Here is a 20,251-nt window from a genome sequence, read left to right on the forward strand (position 1 = left end):
GCGATGGAGGCCGGCCCTCGCGACACCGCACAAGGCACTGATCACATCACCGCCGACCGGGATGAAGCCGAGCGCCGCGATGAACCCGGGCGCCCGGATGACCCGGAACACGGGGACGCACCGGAGCACCGGGACGGACCGGAGCAGGAGGCGGACCGTCTCAGCTCCGACGGACCCGACGAGACGCAGGGTGTGACGGACGACGGCCCCGAGCCCGAGGAGATGTTCGCGGGCGAGGTCGAGGTCGAGCTGCGCCCGCAGCGCAGGCTGCGCATCTGGCAGCTCGCGCCCATCGTGAGCCTGGCCGCGCTCGGCTCCCTGATGTTCGCGTTCCCGCTCGCCTTCGACTTCGGCGACAGCGGGGCCGTGATCGCCATGCTCGGGCTGCTGATCTGCTCGTGCGCGGCCGGCTGGGGCATGATGGCCGCCCGCCGCGTGGGCTACGCCCTGCCTGGCCTGCCCGCCAAGGGCTCGGGCCGCAGACCGGACTGGCGGGTCGTCCTCGCGTACACGGTGATGGTGGCAGCAGTGGTCGTACTGGCGGTCTGGCGCGTGGCACGGCTCCGCTGAAGCGCGCCCCATGAGGTGCGCGGGGCTGTGTCGATGTGCGGCTCCGCCGCACGGGCGCGACCAGCCACGATGCACCCGCACACCACGACGCAGTCGCATACCCGTGGCCAATCCGCACGGCCCTTCCCGCGGAGCGCCCCGTACGATCGAGGAATGAGCACGCGGATCCCCTTCCTCAAGGGCCACGGCACCGAGAACGACTTCGTGATCGTCCCGGACCCCGAGAACGCCTTCGACCTGTCCCCGGCCGCCGTCGCCGTCCTCTGCGACCGGCGCGCGGGCATCGGCGGTGACGGACTGCTGCACGTGGTGCGATCCGCGGCGCACCCCGAGGCGAAGGCGATGGCGTCCGAGGCGGAGTGGTTCATGGATTACCGCAACGGGGACGGCTCGATCGCGGAGATGTGCGGCAACGGCGTGCGGGTGTTCGCGCGCTACCTCCAGCGCGCCGGACATGTCGCCGAAGGGGACCTCGCCGTCGCCACGCGCGGGGGCGTGAAGACCGTGCACATCGCCAAGGACGGTGATGTCACCGTGGGCATGGGCAAGGCGCTGCTCCCCGAGGGCGACGTCACGGTGAGCGTCGGCGAGCGCAGCTGGCCCGCGCGGAACGTGAACATGGGCAACCCGCACGCGGTCGCCTTCGTGGACGACCTGTCCCACGCCGGTGACCTGCTCTCGCCGCCGCCCTTCAGTCCGGCCGCCGCGTATCCGGACGGCGTGAACGTCGAGTTCGTGGTCGACCGCGGCCCCGGGCACGTCGCGCTGCGCGTGCACGAGCGCGGCGCCGGCGAGACCCGCTCGTGCGGCACGGGCGCGTGCGCGGTCGCCGTGGCCGCCGCCCGCCGCGACGGCGCCGACCCTACGGTCACCGGCACCCCGGCGACGTACACCGTGGACGTGCCCGGCGGAACCCTGGTGATCACCGAGCGGCCCGACGGCGAGATCGAGATGACGGGCCCTGCGGTGATCGTGGCCGAGGGCGAGATCGACGCGGAGTGGCTGGGGACCGCCACGCGCGCGTGAGCGGTCGCGGTCGGCCGGCCGGACATCGCCGCGCGCGGCCGGCCATGCGACTCGAAAGCACCGTAAGGAACCGGAAAACACCGTATGGAACCGGCCACTTGGCGGGAACGGAACCGTCATGGTCGCGATGCACGAGGGTGCAAACCTCACATTCATCCCTCGAATGGGTGATCAGTTTCACGCTCGGCGAGAGGCGGTCAGCCACGCATGGTGGGCTCGGTAGCATCAAGCACCGGCCCGGACGGGGGACCGAAGCCACCCCCTGAGCCGTGTCCGCCCTGGGGCACCCCGTCCGCCGGTCCACGCAGCCGGAGGTGCCCATGAGTGCGGAGGCCACGAATTCCGTGACCCCAGGCCCGATGCCGGGCGCGGTGTCAGGGCCCGTGACGCCGACAGCCCCGCGCAGAAAGTCCCGCCCCCGGATCGACCTGCGCCGCCTCGGCCGTGCCGCGCTGCTCGGCCCCGCCGCCCGCGACCGGCTGCCCGACGCCATCAGCCACGTCGTCGACGCGCACCGCGCCCACCATCCCGACGCGGACCTCGAACCCCTGCGCCGTGCCTACGTCCTGGCCGAGTCCTCACACCGCGGCCAGATGCGCAAGAGCGGCGAGCCGTACATCACGCACCCGCTCGCCGTGACCCTGATCCTCGCCGAACTCGGCGCCGAGACCACGACGTTGACCGCGTCCCTGCTCCACGACACCGTCGAGGACACGGACGTGACGCTCGAACAGGTCGGCGAGCAGTTCGGCGAGGAGGTCCGCTACCTCGTCGACGGCGTCACCAAACTGGAGAAGGTCGACTACGGCGCCGCCGCCGAGCCCGAGACCTTCCGCAAGATGCTCGTCGCCACCGGCAACGACGTCCGCGTCATGTCGATCAAACTCGCCGACCGGCTGCACAACATGCGCACCCTCGGCGTCATGCGCCCCGAGAAGCAGGAGCGCATCGCGAAGGTGACGCGTGACGTGCTCATCCCACTCGCCGAACGGCTCGGCGTCCAGGCGCTCAAGACCGAACTGGAAGACCTCGTCTTCGCGATCCTGCGCCCCGAGGAGTACGCGCACACCAGGGAGTTGATCGTCCGCAACGCCGCCCGCACGGACGACCCGCTCGCCGAGGTCGCCGACGAGGTGCGCACGGTGCTGCGCGAGGCGGACATCCCGGCCGACGTCCTCATCCGGCCCCGCCACTTCGTCTCCGTACACCGGGTCTCCCGTAAACGCGGCCGGCTCCGCGGCTCCGACTTCGGCCGCCTGCTGGTGCTGGTCAACGAGGACGCCGACTGCTACGGCGTCCTGGGCGAACTCCACACCTGCCTGACGCCGGTCGTCTCGGAGTTCAAGGACTTCATCGCCGTACCGAAGTTCAACCTGTACCAGTCGCTGCACACGGCCGTCGCCCGTGAGGACGGCCAGGTCGTCGAAGTCCTCATCCGCACGCACCAGATGCACAAGGTCGCCGAGGCCGGCGTCGTCGCGCTCGGCAACCCGTACGCACCGGCCCCCGACGACCCGGCCGACGGCGAGCGCGTCGACCCCACCCGCCCCGGCTGGCTCTCCCGGCTCCTCGACTGGCAGGAGGCGGCGCCCGACCCGGACCACTTCTGGTCGACCCTGCGCGAGGACCTCGCCCAGGACCGCGAGATCACGGTCTTCCGGCCCGACGGCGGCACGCTCGGCCTGCCCGAGGGGGCGAGCTGTGTGGACGCCGCGTACGCGCAGTACGGCGAGGACGCGCACGCGTGCATCGGCGCCCGCGTCAACGGCCGTCTGGCGACGCTGAGCACCGTCCTGAAGGACGGCGACACCGTCCAGCTCCTGATGGGCCAGGACCCGGCGTCCGAGCCGTCCCGGGAGTGGCTGGAGCACGCGCACACGCCCGCGGCCCGGATCGCCATCCAGCGGTGGCTGGCCGCCCACCCGGCCCAGGCCGAGGCCCAGCAGACCGGGGCCCGGGGGGACCGGGACCGGCAGGGCGAAGAGCGTGCGGCGGCTGTCCGGCCCGCGACCACGGAGGCGTCCGATCCGGCCTCCGAGCAGGCGGGGGTACGCCCTGCCACCGGAAACGTCCTCACCGACCGGCCAGGCGCGACCGTCCGGCTCGCCGGCTGCTGTACGCCCGTACGGCCGGACGAGATCACCGGCTTCGCCGTACGCGGGGGAGCGGTCACCGTGCACCGCGTCGAGTGCGCCGCGGTGGCGCGTATGAAGGACGCGGGGCGCGCGGAGGTCGGTGTGCGCTGGGGTGAGGCCACCGAGTGCCGGGTCACTCTGGTCGCGGAATCGTTCGTCCGTCCCCATCTGCTCGCGGATCTCACGGAGGCCATGGCCATCGAAGGCGCCGAGATCGTCTCCGCGACGGTCGAACCCCCGACCCAGCAGCAGGTCCGCCACACGTACACCGTGCAGCTGCCGGACGCGGCCCACCTGCCCGCCCTCATGCGCGCGATGCGCAACGTGGCCGGCGTCTACGACGTCAGCAGGGCCCAACCACAGACACAGGGCAGCTGAGCCCGCCAGGCCGCCGACTCCCGGACCGGGTCGGCAGTCCGCGTGGGAGTCGGCCCCTTGAGCATGGCCTGGCAGCCCGCGTGGACTCCGGCCACCGGATACAGCGCGGCTGAGCCCCCCCCAGGGCGCCGGCCCCCGGACCGGGTCGGCAGTCCGCGTGGGCGTCGGCCGGGTATGGGCCGGCAGTCCGCCTGGGCGCCGGTCACCGCGTACGGGTCGGCCGCCCGCGTGGGCGCCGGCTCCCGGATGCGGGGTGGCTGACCCCGCCAGGGCCGGTGCCCGGGCACCGGTCGGCGGCCCGACGGGGGGAGGGCCGGCGACCGGATTCGGGTCGGCTGCCTGCCTGGGTGTCGGCGACCGGATTCGGGTCGCCTGCCCGACGGGGCGTCGGCGGCCGGATACGGGGCCGCAGCCTGCACGGGCGTCGGCCACCGGATTACGGGGCGGCCGAGCTCGCCACGGCGCCGGACATCCGACGCGCGGCGGGCACCCGGCGCAGGCCCCGGTCCCCGGTTCGGGTGGGCCGGACGCGCGTCGTCCGCGTCGCGCACCCGCGCGCTGATAGCCGTGAGGCATGCGCCTCACCCCCCACCGCGCCCACCCCCGTACCCGCGCCCGCCGTAGGCGGACGTCCGCGGCGCTGCTCGCCTCCGTCGTCTCCGTCTGCCTCGTCGCCGCGAGCGCCCCCGCCGTCCCCCTCGGTGTCGGCGACCGCCTCTTCCCGTACCTGGGCAACCCCGGCTACGACGTCGCGTCGTACGACCTCTCCTTCACCTATCCCGGCAGCAACAGCGAGCCGCTGCGGGCCGTGACCACCATCGACGCCTGGACCACCGCCGACCTGGACCGCGTCAACCTGGACTTCGCCCACGGCACCGTCGACTCGGTCGAGGTCGACGGCGAGCCCGCCACCTTCAGCACCGCCGGTGAGGACCTGGTGATCACGCCCGAGGACTCCGTGCCGGACGGCAACTGGATGCGGATCACCGTGTGGCACACCAGTGACCCCGAGCCCGCCGAGGGCCGCGAGGGCGGCTGGGTGCGCACCGCGGACGGCCTGGCCATGGCCAACCAGGCCGACGCCGCCCACCTGGTGTTCCCCTGCAACGACCACCCCTCCGACAAGGCGATGTTCACCATCCGGGTCACCGCACCCGACGGTCACACGGCCGTCGCCAACGGGCTGCCCGCCGGGGTGAACAGATCCGGCGGGTCGACCACCTGGACGTACCGCACCCGGCACCCCATGGCCACCGAGCTCGCCCAGGTCTCCATCGGCCGCTCCACCGTGCTGCACCGCACCGGCCCCCACCGGCTCCCCGTACGGGACGTCGTCCCGGTCAAGTACCGCGAGGCCCTCGAACCCTGGCTGGAGAAGACCCCGGGGCAGATCGCCTGGATGGAGAGCAAGGTCGGCCGCTACCCCTTCGAGACGTACGGCCTGCTCATGGCCGACGTCTCCACCGGCTTCGAACTGGAGACCCAGACGCTCTCCCTCTTCGAGCGGGAGCTGTTCACCGAGTCCGTCTACCCCGCCTGGTACGTCGAGTCGGTCATGGTCCACGAGCTGGCCCACCAGTGGTTCGGCAACAGCGTCGGCCCTCGCACCTGGTCCGACCTGTGGCTCAACGAGGGACACGCCACCTGGTACGAGGCGCTGTACGCAGAGGAACAGTCCGACAGGCCGATGCGGGACCGTATGAAGGCCGCGTACGGAGCCTCCGACCGCTGGCGTGCCGCGGGCGGGCCACCCGCCGCCCCCAAGGCCCCCGAGCCGGGCAGCAAGACCAGCATCTTCCGGCCCAACGTCTACGACGGCGCCGCGCTCGTGCTGTACGCACTGCGCGAGGAGATCGGGCGCCCGGCCTTCGAACGCCTGGAACGCGCCTGGGCCGGCCGGTACCGGGACGACACCGTCACGACGGAGGACTTCGTCCGGCTCGCCGCCGAGATCTCCGGGCGCGACCTGGACGGCTTCTTCCAGGGCTGGCTGTACGGGGAGAAGACCCCGCCGATGCCGGGGCACCCGGACTGGAAGCCGACCGCGCCGGCCGAGGCCGCCGCACCCGCGAAGTCCGCCGTGCCCGCCAAACCGGCCGCTCGATAACACGGTGACGAGACGCCCCGTGCCGTGCGACTATCTTCAGGTCGGCGCGGCACGGAGCGCCGGGAATCTCCCGGCATGCTCGCGCGTTATGCCCGGTGACGGAAAGCTCGCAGCGCTCCGCCGCCGCAAACGGTTTCCCAGCTACGTAAGGATCCAATGACCTCCTCTTCTTCCCCTTCCCAGGACACCCAGCGCTTCGCGCACAGCCACCCCGAGGGTCTTCGGGCCGATGCCCTGATGGAAGAGGACGTCGCCTGGAGCCACGAGATCGACGGAGAGCGGGACGGCGACCAGTTCGACCGCTCCGACCGCGCGGCCCTGCGCCGTGTGGTGGGCCTCTCCACCGAGCTCGAGGACGTCACCGAGGTCGAGTACCGCCAGCTCCGCCTGGAGCGGGTCGTGCTCGTCGGCGTCTGGACCACGGGAACCGCGCAGGACGCGGAGAACTCCCTCGCGGAGCTCGCCGCCCTCGCGGAAACGGCCGGTGCGCTGGTGCTCGACGGTGTGATCCAGCGCCGCGACAAGCCCGACGCGGCCACCTACATCGGCTCCGGCAAGGCCGAGGAGCTGCGTGACATCGTCCTCGAATCGGGCGCGGACACCGTCATCTGCGACGGTGAGCTCAGTCCGGGCCAGCTGATCCATCTCGAGGACGTCGTCAAGGTCAAGGTCATCGACCGGACCGCCCTGATCCTGGACATCTTCGCCCAGCACGCCAAGTCCCGAGAGGGCAAGGCGCAGGTCGCGCTCGCGCAGATGCAGTACATGCTGCCGAGGCTGCGCGGCTGGGGTCAGTCGCTGTCCCGGCAGATGGGCGGCGGCAAGGGCGGCGGCCTCGCCACCCGTGGTCCCGGTGAGACCAAGATCGAGACGGACCGGCGTCGGATCCGCGAGAAGATGGCGAAGATGCGCCGGGAGATCGCGGACATGAAGACCGGCCGCGAGATCAAGCGCCAGGAGCGCAAGCGCCACAAGGTGCCCTCGGTCGCCATCGCGGGCTACACCAACGCCGGCAAGTCCTCGCTGCTCAACCGCCTCACAGGCGCGGGCGTGCTGGTCGAGAACGCCCTGTTCGCGACCCTCGACCCGACCGTGCGCCGGGCCGAGACCCCGAGCGGCCGGCTGTACACGCTGGCCGACACGGTCGGGTTCGTGCGCCATCTGCCCCACCACCTGGTCGAGGCGTTCCGCTCCACGATGGAGGAGGTCGGCGAGTCCGACCTGATCCTGCACGTGGTCGACGGTTCGCACCCGAATCCGGAGGAGCAGCTGGCCGCCGTGCGCGAGGTGATCAGGGACGTCGGCGCCACCGACGTACCCGAGATCGTCGTGATCAACAAGGCCGACGCGGCCGACCCGCTGACGCTCCAGCGGCTGCTGCGCGTCGAGAAGCGGTCCCTGGCCGTCTCGGCCCGCACCGGCCGGGGCATCGACCAGCTGCTCGCGCTCATCGACAACGAGCTGCCGCGTCCGTCGGTCGAGATCGAGGTGCTCGTGCCGTACACGCACGGCAAGCTGGTCGCCCGTGCCTACGACGAGGGCGAGATCCTCTCCAAGGAGCACACCCCGGAGGGCACCCTGCTCAAGGTGCGGGTGCACGAGGAACTGGCGGCGGAGCTCGCGCCGTACGTCCCGGCACCGGCGCTCTGACGGGCTCGGGCGCTCCGGCGCTCCTGCCCTGATGCGAAAAGGCCCGCCCCCTGTCCGCAGGGGGCGGGCCTTCAGCATGCTTGCCCGGTCAGCGACCGCCGTACGTCTTGCTCATGTTCTGGTAGAGCGCCTCGGCGTCGCGGCCCAGCTGCGGGCCGGCCAGCCAGCTGTTGTCGGCCGGGCCGATCGAGGTGTTGGAGACCAGGACGGACTTGCCGTGCAGCACCCGGAACCAGCCGCCGCCGGACGAACCGCCGGTCATGGAGCAGCCGATGCGGTACATCGTCGGCAGGCTCGCGCTGAGCGAGAACCGGCCCGGGACGTCGACGCACTTGAACATCTTCAGCCCGTTGTAGGGTGGCGCCGCCGGGTAGCCCCAGGCGCCCATCTTGGCGGCCTCGGCCGCGGAGGGGGCGGAGAAGTCCACGTCCAGCGCGGCACCGACCGTCTCCTCCAGGGACTTGGCACCCTGCTCGGGCTTCACGTGCAGCACGGCGTAGTCGTAAGCCGCTCCGTCACCGCCCGTCTCCGAACCGCCCTGGATCCACTGGTTCGAGGTCGAGGCCCAGTCCGCCCACCAGTTGCCGTACGGGGCCACCTCGGTCGGGTCCGCGTTGCTCAGCTCCGCCTCGGACTTGCCGAGGTCGTTGTAGGCCGGGACGAACATGAGGTTGCGGTACCAGCCGCCGTTGCCGCCGGCGTGCACGCAGTGGCCCGCCGTCCACACCAGGTTGGACTTGCCCGGGTGGTTGACGTCCTTGACCACCGTGCCGGAGCAGACGGCCGGGCCCTCGGGGGAGTCGAAGAAGACCTTGCCGACCGGTGCGGCGTTGCTGTGGTACGGCGTCTTCTCGGCCTGCGCCTGGACCGGCGCCGGATCCGGGTCGCTGACACCCTGGCCGGCCGACGCGTCCTTCGTCGTGACCGTCTTGTCGGCCTCCTTCGCGGACTGCATCCGCTCCGGCTTCCACAGGCCCTCGATCACCGGGTTGACGAAGTCCTCGGCCTCACTGAGCCACTTGTCCTTGTCCCAGTCCTTCCAGCCGCCGTCCTTCCACCGGTCGACGTCGATCCCGTGCTCCTTGAGCTTGCCGGCGAGGTCGGCCGGGACCGTGACCTTGCCGCCGCCGTCCGCGGCCTGCGACGTGGTGGCGTCGGGCTTGTCGCTCGCCGAGTCCGCCGAACCCTCACAGGCGGTGACGGTGAGCGCCAGGGCGGCGACGAGCCCGGTGGCGGCGAGAACGGTGCGCCGCCCGCGCCTCGGTGCCGCGGGCGTACGTGTGGAACGCATGGTGCGATGACCCCCGTTGGTGCGTGACAGTGTGGTGCTGTGTGTGCGTGTCATGGGTATGGGCGTCGGCGCCGCCGACGCGAAACCCCACTATGCCCGTGGAGTTGAGGGTGTACCGGGGTGGGGCGGTGAAGGTTTCCGTGAGCCCACGGGCCGTTGCGCCTGGTGCGTTGCCGGTGCGCCAGGTGTGTTGCCGTTGCGCCAGGTGTGTTGCCGGTGTCCCAGGGGCGTTGCCGGAGTACCAGGCGTCCCACCCCACCGCCGATGGTGATCGGCCTGCCGGTCAGCGGCCCGCGAACTTCCCGCTGACCGAGTCGTACACGCCCTTGGCCACCTCACCCAGGCGCGGACCGGCCAGCCAGCCCGCCGTCACCGGGCCGATCGAGGTGTTGGAGACCAGCGCCGGCTTGCCGTCCGAGCCCGTCGCGACCCAGCCTCCGCCGGACGAACCGCCGGTCATCGTGCAGCCGATGCGGTACATCGTCGGATCCGACGCGGTGAGCGACAGCCGGCCCGGCTGGTCCTGGCACCGGTACAGCTTCTGCCCGTCGTACGGCGGCGCGGCCGGGTAGCCGATCGCCGTGACACTCTTCACCTTGGGTACGGCGGGAGCCTTGAAGTCGACCGGCAGCGCCGAACCGACCGTCTCCTCCAGCGACTTGCCGCCGCTGCCCTTCTCCGGCGTCACATGGATGACCGCGAAGTCGTAGGGCGCGCCGTCCCCGCCCGTCGAGCCGCCCTGCTCGATCCACTGGTCCGAGGTCTGCGCCCAGTCTCCCCACCAGACGCCATAGGGAGCGACGTCCTGCCTGGTGGCGTTCTCCAGTTCGGCGACCGGCTTGCCGTCGTCGTTGTACGACGGTACGAACGCGATGTTGCGGTACCAGCCGCCCTTCTTGCCCGCGTGCACGCAGTGGCCCGCCGTCCACACGAGGTTGGACTTGCCCGGGTGGGCCGGGTCCTTCACCACCGTCGCCGAGCAGACGGCCGATCCCTTGGGGGAGTCGAAGAACACCTTCCCGGCCGTGGGCGCGTTGGCGTGGTACGACGGCGGCACGGCCTGCGCCTCGACCGGGTCGGGCGTGGGATCGGTCACGCCCTGGTCGCCGGAGAGGTCGCTGTCGTCCACGCCCTGGTCGGGCTCCTCGGCGTCCCGCATGCGGTCCGGGTCCCAGAGCCCCTCGATGATCGGGTTGATGTACTCGTTGGCCTCGCGCAGCCAGTCGTCCCGGTCCCAGTTCTTCCAGGCGCCGTTCTTCCACTTGTCGATGTCGATCCCGTGCTCGCGGAGACGGTCCCTGATGTCGTCCGGGATCCGCAGCTTGCCGTCGTCGGAGGCGCCGGCCGACGCGGATGCCTCACCGCCCGCCGCGGCGTCGCCCGACTCACACGCGGTGGCGGTCAGCGCGAGCGCCGAGGCGAGGGCCACGGCGGCCAGCACGGGGGAGTTCCCGCGGCGCGCCCCGCCCCCTCGGCTGGTGGTGGACGACGGCCGTGTGGATCGCATGATGTGACTCCCCCTGATGTGTAACGAACATGGACGAACCGGTACTTGAGGCTCTGGTTTCCGCCGACTCACGAGGCGTTCAGGCCGAGTTCACGGTGTCCTGGAACGGCACCACACACTATGCGGTGGCTGTGGGGGCGGCCTGACGGAACCGCAACAGTTCCGTCACGGAAAGGATCTTGAGACAACCCGTAACCCGGTGAGCGGACCGGGGTTGGTAGCGGTGGGGGGTCCGCTGTCCGTGTGCGGTCCTCCGTGCCCGTGCCCAGTGGGAGGTCAGGGAAGTCGTGGCGGAATCCACCCATGGGGGATGTGCGTCCGAGGAGGCCGCTGTGGGGCGTATGCCGGTGAGGGCCCTCCCCAGTGCCGTCGACGGTCCGGCAGCGGGAGCGCGCGCCGTACACGAAGGGATCCTGCGCCGCCAGGCGGCGCGCGAGCCCGCGGCCCGCACCTACGCCCGTGCCCTGCCGATCGTGCCGGTGCGGGCGCGGGGACTGACCATCGAGGGCGCGGACGGCCGCCGCTATCTGGACTGCCTCTCCGGCGCCGGCGCGCTCGCCCTCGGGCACAACCACCCGGTCGTCCTGGAAGCCATCCGCAAGGTCCTCGACTCCGGCACGCCCCTGAACGCCCTCGACCTGGCCACGCCCGTCAAGGACGCCTTCATCGCCGAGCTGTTGCGCACCCTGCCCCCAGGACTCGCCGACCGAGCCCGCGTGCTCTTCTGCGGACCCACCGGCAGCGACGCCATGGAGACCGCCTGCGCACTGGTGCGCGCGGCGACCGGACGAACCGGCCTCATCGCGTTCACCGGCGCCTCCCACGGAAGGACGGCCGGGGCATTCGACGCCTCCGCCGCCGCGCACGACGTCCGCGTCACCCGCCTGCCCTCCCCGCAGGACTACCGCTGCCCGTTCGGCGTCGGGGGCGAGCGCGGGGCCGACCTCGCCGCTCGCTGGACCGAATCCGTCCTCGACGACCCCGGGTCGGGAGCTTCGCTCCCCGCCGGGATGATCGTCGAGCCCGTCCAGGGCGAGGGCGGGGTGATCCCCGCACCGGACGCCTGGCTGCGGCGCATGCGGCAGCTCACCGCCGAACGGTCCGTCCCCTTGATCGCCGACGAGATCCAGACGGGTGTCGGGCGGACCGGCGCCTTCTGGGCCGTGGAGCACAGCGGAGTGACCCCCGATGTGATGGTCCTCTCCCAGGCCATCGGAGGCAGCCTGCCGCTGGCCGTCGTGGTCCATCGAGACGACCTCGACGTCCCGGAACCCGGCGCCGCTGTCGGCACCTTCCCAGGCAACCAACTCGCCATGGCCGCCGGCACGGCGACGCTCACCCACGTCCGGGAAAACCACCTCGCCGAACGCGCGGCGACGGTCGGGGCACGCATGCTGAGTCAACTCCAGGGGCTGGCCGGGGACTTTCCGTGCGTGGGGGAGGTGCGGGGGCGGGGGCTGATGATCGGGGTTGAGTTCGTGGACCCGGAGGGCGCGACGAGGGAAGTCGGGCAGGCGGTGGGAGCGGCGGGGAAGCCCCTTCCCGCTGCCCCCCAGCTGGCGGCCGAGGTCCAGCGGGAGTGCCTGCGACGTGGCCTCATCGTCGGACTGGGCGGCCGGCACGCCGGCGTCGTCCGGCTGCTGCCGCCCCTGACGATCACCGACGAACAGGCGGCCGCCGTCCAGGACCGCCTGGCCGACGCTGTCCGGGCGGCGGCCCGGTGCGGCGGGGGCACGGCAGCGGCGCCGTAGACCGCCGTCAGCCTCGATGCCGTGAGCGCGCGTGCCGTGAGCGCCCATGCCGTGAGCCTTCAACTCCGCTGTCTCGGAACCACCCAACGAGGTACCTGCCTTGAACGCCATCCCCAAGCCCGACGACCACACCACGACGCCGGGGCGAGGTTCTGCTGACGTCCGGGGGGTGGGGGTGCCGGGCAGCCCCGCCGACTCGGTGAACCTGGCGAACTCGGTGGTCTCCGCGGTCCCGTGCCAGGGGGCAGGGGTGGCGCAGCCCGGGGAGGTGCGGAGCGGTGCGGTGCCGGACGGCAAGACGGGGGACGTCACTGACCTCTTGGAGCACCCCGACCCGCACAGCGTCGCCCAGGCAGCAGCCGTGGAGACGCTGGTGCGCTGCTGGGTGCGCGAGACCGACCAGCCCGCCCCCGCGGACGGGGTTCTCCGGATCCCCCTGCCCGCGAGCGGCACAGCCCTGGTCGTCCCCGTCCGCTACTGGTCCCCTACGGGCTGCCACCGCTTCGGTCTCCCGCGCCTGGCTGACGCCCCCGACCACGCCCCACCGGCCGACGCCGTCACAGTCGCGGCCCTGCTCTCCAGGGAATCGCCCGCAGACGGCCAGGGCTACGCCCAGGGCCAGGGCAGCGACCATGGTCATGGCCGCGGTAGTGACCGTCGTGGCGTCGACGGCGTCGAACTCGTCGCGGGTGTCGCCGACTCCCTCCGCCGTGTCACCTCCTTCCTCAGCGGCCGTCGTGAACCTCCGGTCGACGGCCCCGACCTCTTCCTCACCGCGGAACAGTCACTCGTCCTCGGACACCCCCTGCACCCGACCCCCAAGAGCCGCGAGGGTCTCTCCGAGGCTGAAGCACGGCTGTACTCGCCCGAGTCGCGCGGATCCTTCCCCCTGCACTGGCTGGCTGTCGCCCCCTCCGTCCTCGCCACCGACTCCGCCTGGACCGAACGCGGCCGTCCTCTCGCCGCCGCCCGACTCACCGCACGCCTGGCCGGGACAGACCTGCCTCTGCCGGACGGGTACGCCCTCCTACCCATCCATCCCTGGCAGGCACGCGAGGTCCGGCACCGCCCGGAGATCGCCGCCCTGCTCGACAGCGGACTGCTCCGCGACCTCGGCACCCACGGCACTCCGTGGCACCCCACCTCCTCCGTACGAACCGTCTACCGGTCCGGTGCCCCCGCGATGCTCAAGCTGTCGCTGGGCCTGCGCATCACCAACTCCCGTCGCGAGAACCTCCGTAAGGAACTCCACCGCGGCGTCGAGGTCCACCGACTGCTCCGCAGCGGACTGGCGCAGCAATGGCGGGCCGTTCACCCGTGCTTCGACATCGTTCGCGACCCGGCGTGGATCGCTGTTGATGGGTCCGCCGGGTCCGCCGGGTCCGTTGGCTCTGATGGGTACGAGAGTTCCGATGGCACCGGAGGTTCCGGTGGCGCCCCGTTGACCGGGCTGGACGTGGTGATCCGCCACAACCCGTTCAGCCCCTCGGACGATGTCTCCTGCGTTGCCGGATTCGTCTCGCCGCGCCCGAGCTTCCCTGCACGGCCGGGAACGACTCCCGGCCGCCTGGAGACCCACGGCCCGGTCCTGCGATCCCGGCTGGCCGAAGTCGTCACGCGTCTCGCCCGCCGGACCGGGCGGCCCTGCGGAGCCGTCGCCGTCGAGTGGTTCCTGCGCTACCTCCACCACGTCGTGCGTCCCGTCCTCTGGCTGGACGGTGAGGCCGGCATCGCCCTGGAGGCTCACCAGCAGAACACCCTGCTCCTGCTGGATCCCGACGGATGGCCCGCGGGTGGCCGCTACCGAGACAACCAGGGCTACTACTTCCGCGAGTCCCGGCGTGCGGACCTCGACGCCCGGCTGCCCGGCGTCGGTGAGCGGAGTGACACGTTCGTCTGCGACGAGGTCACCGACGAGCGCTTCGTCTACTACCTGGCGGTCAACAACGTCCTCGGCCTCATCGGTGCCTTCGGCTCCCAAGCGCTGGCCGACGAGCGGCTGCTGCTCGCCGCCTTCCGCCGTTTCCTCGGAAACGTCGCCGTCGGCCCGGCCAGGCTGCGCTCCTCGTTGCCGGCCCGGCTGCTCGACTCACCCGTGCTCCGCTGCAAGGCCAACCTGCTGACCCGGCTTCACGGCCTCGACGAACTCGTCGGACCGGTCGACACCCAGTCGGTCTACGTCACCATCGCCAACCCCCTGCACCGCTGATCATCCTGACCGTCCCTGAACACAACCGACCTCCTTCGTCCCTGAGGACATGCCTCACCCCTTTCCTGAGAGGAGCGTTTGGTGCCTTCCGCCGACCCGACCGCCCATGCCGGTGCCGGTGCCGGTGCCGATGTCCCAGCGACGGCCGTAGTCAATGCCTGTGCCGGCTCCGACGCCCGTTTCGACGCCGGTACCGACGCCCTTTGCCGGGGCGACTCCAGCACGGGAGCCGACGCGGACCCCGGTACGGATCCCGGTACGGACCGCGGTGCGGATGCCGGTGCGGGCGGCCAGGGCGAAGACACCATGGACCTACGCCTCCCCGACGAACTCCTCGCCCTCATCGCGGACGAGGCGCCCAGCAGTCGCAGAGTCCGGGGACCGGACCAGGGCACGGACGATCTCCTCGACCGCATCGCCGACTGGGGCCCGACCGAGACACCCGTGGGCGTCTTCCACCTCGTCCTCGTGCGCGCCGAACGCGATCTTCCGCTCATCAGCCGATGGATGAACGACCCCGTTGCTGCGGCGTTCTGGGAGCTGTCCGGTCCCCAGAAAGTGACCGAGGACCACGTGCTGTCCCAGCTGGCCGGCGACGGACGCAGCGTGCCGTGCATCGGCGTGCTGGGCGGAACGCCGATGAGCTATTGGGAGATCTACCGGGCGGACCTGGACCCATTGGCCCGCCACTATCCGGCCCGGCCTCACGACACCGGGCTCCACCTCCTGATCGGCACCGTCGTCGACAGAGGACGTGGTCTCGGCGGTCTGCTGCTCCGAGCCGTGGCCGATCTCGTACTCGCGCGGCGGCCCTCCTGCGCGCGCGTCATCGCGGAACCCGACATTCGCAACACCCCCTCCATCGCCGCCTTCCTGACCGCCGGTTTCCGGTTCTCCGCCGAGGTCGACCTGCCCGACAAGCGAGCAGCCCTCATGGTCCGAGACCGGTCCCTTCGGCATGTGATGTAGCGCTGTGTCACCGCGTCATCACTCATTGAACGCGGCCCGCGCCGCCGCGGTTCCCACCCAGCCACAAATTTTCTCGAGCCGCTCCGCTCGCCGGCCTATCCGCTTTGCTCGAGCCGTTCGCAGGCCCCTCCGCGCGCCGCCACATCGGACGGCCGGGACCGAGCCACGCCATCGCCCCTCACAGCTCGCGCCACCCCCGGGGGTGCCCCGCCCCGCTTTCGGCTCGCCCCGCTCAACCACGACTCGCCCCACCCCCGTCCGCCCATCCGAGCCACCCGCACCGAGGAGCCCAAGGCCTTGATCCCGTCACCCGTCCCCGACTTGATCACCCGTTTGTCAGTGCCGGGTCGTAGGGTGGTCGCGCTATGACGAAGCCCTCACTCCCCGAACTCCTGCATGCTGCCGTCACTGCCGTCGGCGGTACGGAGCGCCCCGGTCAGGTGGCCATGGCCGAAGCCGTCGCAGAGGCGATCGACGACGGCTCCCACCTGCTGGTCCAGGCCGGCACCGGTACCGGCAAGTCGCTGGGCTACCTGGTGCCCGCGCTCGCGCACGGGGAGCGTGTCGTCGTCGCGACCGCCACCCTGGCCCTCCAGCGTCAGCTGGTGGAGCGCGACCTGCCGAGAACGGTCGAGTCGCTGCACCCCCTGCTGCGCCGCCGCCCGGAGTTCGCGATGCTCAAGGGCCGCTCGAACTACCTGTGCCTGCACCGTCTGCACGAGGGCGTCCCGCAGGACGAGGAGGAGGGCCTCTTCGACCAGTTCGAGGCAGCCGCGCCCACCAGCAAGCTGGGTCAGGACCTGCTGCGGGTGCGCGACTGGGCCGACGAGACCGAGACCGGCGACCGCGACGACCTCACACCCGGCATCTCGGACCGGGCCTGGGCCCAGGTGTCGGTGTCGTCGAGGGAGTGCCTCGGTGCCTCGAAGTGCGCATACGGCGCCGAGTGCTTCGCCGAGATGGCCCGCGAGCGCGCCAAGCTCTCCGAGGTCATCGTCACCAACCACGCACTGCTCGCGATCGACGCCATCGAGGGCGCCCCGGTCCTCCCGCAGCATGAGGTGCTGATCGTGGACGAGGCACATGAGCTGGTCTCGCGCGTCACCGGAGTCGCCACGGGGGAGCTCACCCCCGGCCAGGTCAACCGCGCGGTGCGCCGGGCCGCGAAACTCGTCAACGAGAAGGCGGCGGACCAGCTCCAGACCGCCGCCGAGGGCTTTGAGCGGCTGATGGAGCTCGCGCTGCCGGGCCGCCTGGAGGAGATCCCGGAGGATCTCGGCTACGCCCTCATGGCACTGCGCGACGCGTGCCGCACCGTCATCTCCGCCATCGGCACGACCCGCGACAAATCCGTCCAGGACGAGGACGCGGTCCGCAAGCAGGCGCTGGCCTCCGTGGAGAATGTGCACGACGTGGCGGAGCGGATCACGAACGGCTCCGAATGGGACGTGGTCTGGTACGAGCGCCACGACCGCTTCGGTGCCTCCCTGCGCGTCGCCCCCATGTCCGTCTCGGGGCTGCTGCGGGAGAAGCTCTTCGCGGACCGCTCCGTGGTCCTGACGTCCGCGACGCTGAAGCTGGGCGGCGATTTCAACGGCGTCGGCGCGTCCCTCGGGCTCGCCCCCGAAGGCACCGAGGGCGAAGACGTCCCGCAGTGGAAGGGCATCGACGTCGGATCGCCCTTCGACTACCGCAAGCAGGGCATCCTGTACGTCGCGAAGAACCTGGCGCGCCCCGCGCGGGACGGCGACCGCGGGGACATGCTCGACGAGCTCACGGAGCTCATTCAGGCGGCGGGCGGCCGCACCCTGGGCCTGTTCTCCTCCATGCGGGGCGCTCAGCTGGCCGCCGAGGAACTGCGTTCTCGGATCCCGGAGTTCCCGATTCTCCTCCAGGGCGAGGAGACGCTGGGCGAGCTCATCAAGAACTTCGCGGCCGACCCGCAGACCTGTCTGTTCGGCACCCTGTCGCTGTGGCAGGGCGTGGACGTCCCCGGACCCAGCTGTCAGCTGGTCGTCATGGACAAGATCCCGTTCCCGCGCCCGGACGACCCCCTGATGAGCGCCCGCCAGAAGGCCGTGGAGGACGCGGGTGGCAACGGCTTCATGGCCGTCGCCGCGACCCATGCCGCGCTTCTCATGGCCCAGGGCGCCGGCCGTCTCGTACGGGCGTCGGGCGACCGCGGTGTGGTCGCCGTACTGGACCCGCGTCTGGCGACGGCCCGGTACGGGAGCTATCTGAAGGCGTCACTGCCCGACTTCTGGTACACGACGGACCGTAACCAGGTGCGGAAGTCGCTGGCGGCGATCGACGCGGTGGCTCGGCAGGCGGAAGCCGATTGAGCCTCGGGGCCGGGCTGCGGCGACGGAGCCGTGGGCCGGCGCCCTCCACACCAGGAGTACCGGGCCGACACCGCGCACCTAATGCCGGAGCTCCCGGGCACCGCGAACCGGAATCCCTCGGACACCGCGATCGCATTACCCGGGCCCCCGACACCGCCTAGCCAGGGCGCGCAGCGGACACCCGATCGAGCTACCGGAGCCCCGGACAGCGCAGGGCCCCGGAACCGGCGCAGGGGTCCCGGGGCCCGGTCAGAGGGTGGGCCGATGGGGCCCACCCGACGCGGTGCGCGGTCTCAGACGCGGCGCAGTACGGCGACCACCTTGCCGAGGATGGTCGCGTCGTCGCCGGGGATCGGCTCGTAGGCCGCGTTGTGCGGCAGGAGCCAGACGTGGCCGTCCTCGCGCTTGAAGCGCTTGACGGTGGCTTCACCGTCGAGCATCGCGGCCACGATGTCGCCGTTCTCGGCGACCGGCTGGCGGCGGACCGTGACCCAGTCGCCGTCGCAGATGGCGGCCTCGATCATCGAGTCGCCGACGACCTTCAGGACGAACAGCTCACCGTCGCCGACGAGCTGGCGGGGAAGGGGGAAGACGTCCTCGACGGACTCCTCGGCGAGGATCGGCCCACCGGCGGCGATGCGGCCGACCAGCGGGACGTATGACGCGGCAGGCTTGCCCGCGGTGTCCGTGGGCTGCACGGAGGCGGCCTGGTCGGAACCGCGCACCTCGTACGCTCGCGGGCGGTGCGGGTCGCGGCGCAGGAAGCCCTTGCGCTCCAGTGCCATCAGCTGATGTGCGACGGAAGAAGTGCTGGACAGGCCTACTGCCTGGCCGATCTCGCGCATGGACGGTGGGTAGCCGCGTCGCTGCACGGAGTCCCTGATGACCTCGATCACGCGTCGCTGGCGGTCGGTGAGTCCGGAACTGTCCGCCCGGATGCCGGGAGGTCGCCCGGGCAGGGAGCGCTTGTGCCCCTCAGGGTTCGTGGCTTCGTTCATCGCGTGAACCGGCTCCAGTCGGCCCTGGGAGCGGTCCTGGGCAGTGATGGCGGCACTGTCTGCGGTGGTGGTCACGTCGGCCCCTCTCGATGGTCTCCCTGCTGCACAACGGTAGTTGCTTTCGAAAGGTTGCGCCAAACACACGTTCGAGTGAAAAATCGCGAATCTTCTGACGCGATCATGTGTCCGGGTGTATTGGCTACCGCTTCCCCTGGCGGGCAAAAGCGCCCATTGCTGTACTCTTCACCGCCGGGGTGATCACCTCGGGGCTGTTGCTTCAGTCTGCCATCCGGCGTTCTCCCGCCCCGGGATCGGCCCCCTTCTGTGCGGGAGTCCCACGTCTCCTTCTCGTGGCGCCCACGGTATCTCCGCATGTCCCGCGGCGATACGGCTGTGCGCGTACGGATGCGGCCGGTGGAGCCGGCCGTTCCTGTGCGGCGGTGCCGGCGAGAGCGTATGAGGTGGGCGCGGCTGGACCGATCGCATGTCACCCGCGTCTACGCGCGCGACACGCGCGTATGGCGTGCGTGTATGAGCCAATCCCCACATCTAGTGGTTGGATTGCTGCAGCAGCCCACAAGTTGTGGTCCCCCGGGTCTTCGCGCCCATGGTCATCGCCTATGCTTGGGGCTGCTTCGTGGGGCGCAAGAGGCCCAGCGATGCTTATGAGTCTGCTGTGAGGAGGGTTGGAGTTCATGCACTGCCCCTTCTGCAGGCACCCCGACAGCCGTGTCGTCGACAGTCGTACGACCGACGACGGCACGTCCATCCGCAGGCGCCGCCAGTGCCCTGACTGCTCCCGTCGTTTCACGACTGTGGAGACCTGCTCGCTCATGGTGGTCAAGCGGTCCGGAGTCACCGAACCATTCAGCCGTACCAAGATCATCAATGGTGTGCGCAAGGCGTGTCAGGGACGGCCCGTCACCGAGGACGCGCTCGCCCAGCTCGGCCAGCGGGTCGAGGAGGCGGTGCGGGCCACCGGAAGCGCCGAGCTGACCACCCATGACGTGGGACTGGCCATACTCGGCCCATTGCAGGAGCTCGATCTCGTCGCGTATCTGCGCTTCGCCTCCGTCTACCGGGCGTTCGATTCGCTCGAGGACTTCGAGGCGGCCATCGCGGAGCTCAGGGAAGAGACGGGGCGCTCCGACGCGGACGACGGAGACCGCGAGGACGCGGGGGCGGGGAGCCAGGAAGACGACCGCGGGCCCGGAGGGACGGGACACGTCCCGGAGCCCGCAGGCGCCGCCGACTGACCGGCGGGCCGGACCTGGACGGCAGCTCCGGGCCCGGCCGGGCGGCGGCGATGGGAAGACCT

At 71.4% G+C, this 20,251-nt stretch carries 13 protein-coding genes; 10 read left to right on the plus strand and 3 right to left on the minus strand.

From position 1 onward, the window contains the following. The first annotated feature begins 3 nt into the window (after window positions 1-3). The 5 genes from ACFZDA_RS00250 (at window position 4) to hflX (ending at window position 7,866) form a co-directional block, all read left to right on the plus strand. Window positions 4-570, plus strand: a complete 567-nt coding sequence (locus ACFZDA_RS00250; RefSeq protein ID WP_391074512.1) for a hypothetical protein — start codon at window positions 4-6, stop codon at window positions 568-570. 153 nt (window positions 571-723) lie between these two features. Further along, the gene (dapF, locus tag ACFZDA_RS00255; protein ID WP_391072597.1) at window positions 724-1,596 is read left to right on the plus strand and encodes a diaminopimelate epimerase; all 873 of its coding nucleotides are present in this window, start codon (window positions 724-726) and stop codon (window positions 1,594-1,596) included. Between the two features lie 320 nt (window positions 1,597-1,916). Further along, on the plus strand, window positions 1,917-4,109 hold the full coding sequence (locus ACFZDA_RS00260; RefSeq protein WP_391072600.1) for an HD domain-containing protein: 2,193 nt from the start codon (window positions 1,917-1,919) through the stop codon (window positions 4,107-4,109). Between the two features lie 574 nt (window positions 4,110-4,683). Further along, on the plus strand, window positions 4,684-6,216 hold the full coding sequence (locus ACFZDA_RS00265; RefSeq protein ID WP_391072602.1) for a M1 family aminopeptidase: 1,533 nt from the start codon (window positions 4,684-4,686) through the stop codon (window positions 6,214-6,216). Between the two features lie 156 nt (window positions 6,217-6,372). Next, window positions 6,373-7,866 carry a GTPase HflX gene (gene hflX, locus ACFZDA_RS00270; RefSeq protein ID WP_391072605.1) on the plus strand — a complete coding sequence of 498 codons (1,494 nt, stop codon included), beginning with the start codon at window positions 6,373-6,375 and terminating at the stop codon, window positions 7,864-7,866. Between the two features lie 88 nt (window positions 7,867-7,954). Here the strand turns inward: hflX and ACFZDA_RS00275 are convergent, their stop codons facing one another. Continuing rightward, the gene (locus ACFZDA_RS00275; RefSeq protein WP_391072608.1) at window positions 7,955-9,157 is read right to left on the minus strand and encodes a trypsin-like serine peptidase; all 1,203 of its coding nucleotides are present in this window, start codon (window positions 9,155-9,157) and stop codon (window positions 7,955-7,957) included. A 283-nt stretch (window positions 9,158-9,440) separates the two neighbouring features. Further along, entirely contained in the window at window positions 9,441-10,664 is a 1,224-nt protein-coding gene (locus ACFZDA_RS00280; protein WP_391072611.1) for a trypsin-like serine peptidase, read from the minus strand. Between the two features lie 341 nt (window positions 10,665-11,005). On the opposite strand from ACFZDA_RS00280, the gene ACFZDA_RS00285 reads away from it, so the two are divergent. From ACFZDA_RS00285 to ACFZDA_RS00300, 4 genes are all read left to right on the plus strand, one after another. Further along, entirely contained in the window at window positions 11,006-12,415 is a 1,410-nt protein-coding gene (locus ACFZDA_RS00285) for a diaminobutyrate--2-oxoglutarate transaminase family protein (RefSeq protein WP_391074515.1), read from the plus strand. 100 nt (window positions 12,416-12,515) lie between these two features. After that, the gene (locus tag ACFZDA_RS00290; RefSeq protein ID WP_391072615.1) at window positions 12,516-14,624 is read left to right on the plus strand and encodes an IucA/IucC family protein; all 2,109 of its coding nucleotides are present in this window, start codon (window positions 12,516-12,518) and stop codon (window positions 14,622-14,624) included. Window positions 14,625-14,930: 306 nt separating this feature from the next. Next, the gene (locus ACFZDA_RS00295) at window positions 14,931-15,593 is read left to right on the plus strand and encodes a GNAT family N-acetyltransferase (protein WP_391072618.1); all 663 of its coding nucleotides are present in this window, start codon (window positions 14,931-14,933) and stop codon (window positions 15,591-15,593) included. Window positions 15,594-15,958: 365 nt separating this feature from the next. Continuing rightward, the gene (locus tag ACFZDA_RS00300; RefSeq protein ID WP_391072621.1) at window positions 15,959-17,935 is read left to right on the plus strand and encodes a helicase C-terminal domain-containing protein; all 1,977 of its coding nucleotides are present in this window, start codon (window positions 15,959-15,961) and stop codon (window positions 17,933-17,935) included. Between the two features lie 293 nt (window positions 17,936-18,228). Here ACFZDA_RS00300 and lexA read toward each other — a convergent pair whose 3' ends face one another. Continuing rightward, complete coding sequence (lexA, locus tag ACFZDA_RS00305) at window positions 18,229-19,008, minus strand: transcriptional repressor LexA (RefSeq protein WP_030845416.1); 780 nt, start codon at window positions 19,006-19,008, stop codon at window positions 18,229-18,231. Between the two features lie 620 nt (window positions 19,009-19,628). Between lexA and nrdR the strand changes: the two genes are divergently transcribed. Next, complete coding sequence (gene nrdR / locus ACFZDA_RS00310) at window positions 19,629-20,189, plus strand: transcriptional regulator NrdR (RefSeq protein ID WP_391072626.1); 561 nt, start codon at window positions 19,629-19,631, stop codon at window positions 20,187-20,189. Window positions 20,190-20,251 lie beyond the last annotated feature (62 nt).

The organism is Streptomyces sp. NPDC007991, from assembly GCF_042958445.1.
Classification (GTDB): Bacteria; Actinomycetota; Actinomycetes; order Streptomycetales; family Streptomycetaceae; genus Streptomyces.